This is a genomic window from Saccharopolyspora sp. 6V (assembly GCF_020176785.1).
In the GTDB taxonomy this organism is placed as follows: domain Bacteria; phylum Actinomycetota; class Actinomycetes; order Mycobacteriales; family Pseudonocardiaceae; genus Saccharopolyspora_C; species Saccharopolyspora_C gregorii.
Window position 1 is genome coordinate 1 of record NZ_JAIUKB010000188.1, and the last position, 2,413, is coordinate 2,413.

Below are 2,413 nucleotides of genomic sequence, written 5' to 3' on the forward strand. Positions count from 1 at the left end.
ACGTTGGCGCGGGCGGGCAGCGCCTGGGCCGGGCGGGCGGGCGGTACCTCGGGCGTGCTGTGGGGCACCGGGTTGCGGGCGTTCGCGGGCGAGCTCTCCGACGAGCGCGCGCCGACGGCGGCGGAGCTGGCCGCGGGGGTGGCGGCGTTCGCGGAGTCGATCGTGCGCACCGGCGGGGCGCGGCCCGGGGCCAACACGATGGTGGACGCCATCGCGCCGTTAGCCGCGGAGTTCCCCCCGGGGGGGGGGGGGGCCGGGGCAAAAGCCGATGGTGGACGCGATCCCGCCGTTCGCCGCGGAGTTCGCCGAGTCGGGCTCGTGGGCGCGGGCGGCGACGGCGGCGCGGCGGGCGGCGGCCGGGACGGCGTCGCTGCGGCCGAAGGCGGGGCGGGCGCGGGAGAACGCGGAACGGGGCCTGGGCACGCCGGACGCGGGGGCGCTGTCGTTCGCGCTGGTCGCGGAGACGATCGCGACGGCGGTGCGGTCCGACCGGGAGTGACGCGGCCGGAGCGGCACCGCCCGGGATCAGCACGGCCCGGGAGCGGCGTCCGCCGGGAACGGAACCGGCCCCGCCGTGGACCGCCCTCGCCCCGCCCAGCCGATGCTTCACCCGTTCGAACGCTGTGATCTGCGGCACCTGTTGCGGCCGCACCGGCTAGGCTGATGATTGGGTCACCGAAGGTTGGAAGCCCGACTAAAAAGCCGACTAGATGAGTCGACCGGCGGCAGCGGTGGCCGATGCGGGCAGGCCGGGATCAACGGTGCGAACGGCGAAAGGTGCGGTGCGGTATGTCCCAGGAGTTGGAGCACTTCATCGGCGGCGAACGGGTCGCCGGTACCTCCGGGAACTTCGGTGACGTGTTCGACCCGAACACCGGCGGGGTGCAGGCCAAGGTGCCGCTCGCCTCCGCCGAGGAGGTCGCCGCCGCGGTCGCGAACGCGGCCGAGGCCCAGCCGGCGTGGGCCGCGCAGAACCCGCAGAAGCGAGCCCGGGTGCTGATGCGCTTCCTGCAGCTGGTCGGCGAGGAGATGGACTCGCTGGCCCGGCTGCTCTCCGCCGAGCACGGCAAGACCGTCGCCGACGCCAAGGGCGACATCCAGCGCGGCCTGGAGGTCGTCGAGTTCGCGGTCGGCGTGCCGCACCTGCTCAAGGGCGAGTACAGCGAGAACGCGGGCACCGGCATCGACGTGTACTCGCTGCGCCAGCCGCTGGGTGTGGTCGCGGGCATCACGCCGTTCAACTTCCCCGCGATGATCCCGCTGTGGAAGGCCGCTCCGGCGATCGCGGCGGGCAACTCCTTCGTGCTCAAGCCCTCCGAGCGGGACCCGTCGGTGCCGCTGCGGCTGGCCGAGCTGTTCGTCGAGGCGGGCCTGCCGCCGGGTGTGCTCAACGTGGTCAACGGCGACAAGGTGGCGGTGGACGCGGTGCTCACCGACCCGCGGATCGAGGCCGTCGGGTTCGTCGGCTCCTCCTCGATCGCCGAGTACATCTACGCGACCGCCGCCGCGCACGGCAAGCGCGCGCAGTGCTTCGGCGGCGCCAAGAACCACATGATCGTGATGCCGGACGCGGACCTGGACCAGGCGGTGGACGCGCTGGTCGGTGCGGGCTACGGCTCGGCGGGCGAGCGGTGCATGGCCATCTCGGTGGCGGTGCCGGTCGGCGAGGCGACCGCGGACGCGCTGGTGGAGAAGCTCGTGGAGCGGGTGCGCAAGCTCAAGATCGGCACCAGCTTCGACGCGGACGCCGACTTCGGGCCGCTGGTGACCAGGCAGGCGCTGCAGCGGGTGGACGAGCTCGTCGCCGCCGGGGTCGAGGAGGGCGCGTCGCTGCTCGTCGACGGCCGCGGGTTCGCCCTGGAGGGCCACGAGGACGGGTTCTTCGCGGGCGCCTCGCTGTTCGACCACGTCACCCCGGACATGCGGATCTACCGCGAGGAGATCTTCGGCCCGGTGCTGTCGGTGGTGCGCGCCGCGGACTACGAGGAGGCGGTGCGGCTGCCCAGCGAGAACGAGTACGGCAACGGGGTCGCGATCTTCACCAGGGACGGCGACGCGGCGCGCGAGTTCGTCAGCCGCGTCAACACCGGCATGGTCGGGGTGAACGTGCCGATCCCGGTGCCGATCGCCTACCACACGTTCGGCGGCTGGAAGCGGTCCGGATTCGGCGACCTCAACCAGCACGGGCCGGACTCGATCAAGTTCTACACGAAGACGAAGACGGTGACCTCCCGCTGGCCCTCCGGGCTCAAGGAAGGCGCCAGCTTCACCATCCCCACGATGAACTGACCCCGCGCCCCCGGGGGGGCCCCCCCGGGGGCCCCCCCCGGGGGGGGCCCGCGCGGGGGGGGGGGGGGCGGGTGGGTTGGAGCGGGTCCCCGCCCCCCCCGGCGGGGGGGCCCCGGGGGGCGGG

Annotated in this window: 2 protein-coding genes and 1 pseudogene; all 3 read left to right on the forward strand. The window is 74.1% G+C overall.

The window, feature by feature from the left end:
- Positions 1-54: 54 nt before the first annotated feature.
- Positions 55-108 (forward strand): annotated as a pseudogene (locus LCD35_RS30620) (hypothetical protein); the annotation flags it as partial.
- 160 nt (positions 109-268) lie between these two features.
- A complete protein-coding gene (locus LCD35_RS30225) occupies positions 269-499 on the forward strand; it encodes a DAK2 domain-containing protein (protein WP_255615728.1) in 231 nt (76 codons plus the stop codon).
- A gap of 290 nt (positions 500-789) precedes the next feature.
- Positions 790-2,289 (forward strand): CoA-acylating methylmalonate-semialdehyde dehydrogenase, encoded by a 1,500-nt coding sequence (locus LCD35_RS28335; RefSeq protein WP_224962538.1) that lies wholly within the window; start codon positions 790-792, stop codon positions 2,287-2,289.
- The last annotated feature ends 124 nt before the right edge of the window (positions 2,290-2,413 follow it).